Below are 678 nucleotides of genomic sequence, written 5' to 3'. Positions count from 1 at the left end.
TCTCCGAATTTTCTGCGAAAATTCAAAAAGTAGTTTTATATTTGGAATCGGCGGTGATTAATTTTTGCAACTGTTGCAAGCCGCAAGACGTTATACACAAGGCACAGAGCGATTGGCTTTATCCAAAAAATCAGAACTATAAATGAATTTCAAAACTGACATAGAAAATAGAATTAAAACTGATTTTGGTGAAAAATCCTCAGAAGTTTTTAAAATTCTTGAATCAGCAATAAATAAAACTGATTACTTAAAAACAGACAGAGTAATTCGATGTATAATATTTTTGTCTGAAAAAAGTATTGAGAAATTAAAAAGTAATATTGAGGTAGCAATTTTTGACCCACGCGATGTTATGTTTTGGGCAGAATATACAAATCGTGAGGAATTTGGATCCGCAAAAAGAGTTAGGGATTTTAATAAAGTCTTTGAAGATTCTGAAATAAATGTGACGGAGAATTAATGCCCTGTGTATAACAGCAGTTTGCAACAATTGCTAAGCTTGGGTTTTTCCCGAATTTTCTCTGAAAATTCAAAAAGGAGTTTTATATTTGGAATCATCAGTAATAAATCGTCGCAACTGTAGCAATCTGCGGCACGTTATAGGCAATTGCTCATTCGCATTTCATAGAACTCCTCATGAGAAAAGAACTAATAATAATATTGCTTTGGACAACTTCA

1 protein-coding gene is annotated in these 678 nt (G+C 32.4%); it reads left to right on the top strand.

All coding sequences use genetic code 11. The features are described 5' to 3' along the window. Positions 1-142: 142 nt before the first annotated feature. On the top strand, positions 143-460 hold the full coding sequence (locus HA632_RS00045) for a hypothetical protein (protein WP_176305204.1): 318 nt from the start codon (positions 143-145) through the stop codon (positions 458-460). The last annotated feature ends 218 nt before the right edge of the window (positions 461-678 follow it).

Origin of the sequence: Flavobacterium sp. J49, assembly GCF_011742145.1 — a bacterium.
Classification (GTDB): Bacteria; Bacteroidota; Bacteroidia; order Flavobacteriales; family Flavobacteriaceae; genus Flavobacterium.
Note: the sequence above shows the minus strand (reverse complement) of the source record. Positions and strands in the feature narration are given on the sequence as shown.

Bases quoted from the DNA above. Each gene is read 5' to 3' on its own strand.
- HA632_RS00045 (WP_176305204.1), top strand. From the start codon at position 143: ATGAATTTCAAAACTGACATAGAAAATAGAATTAAAACTGATTTTGGT.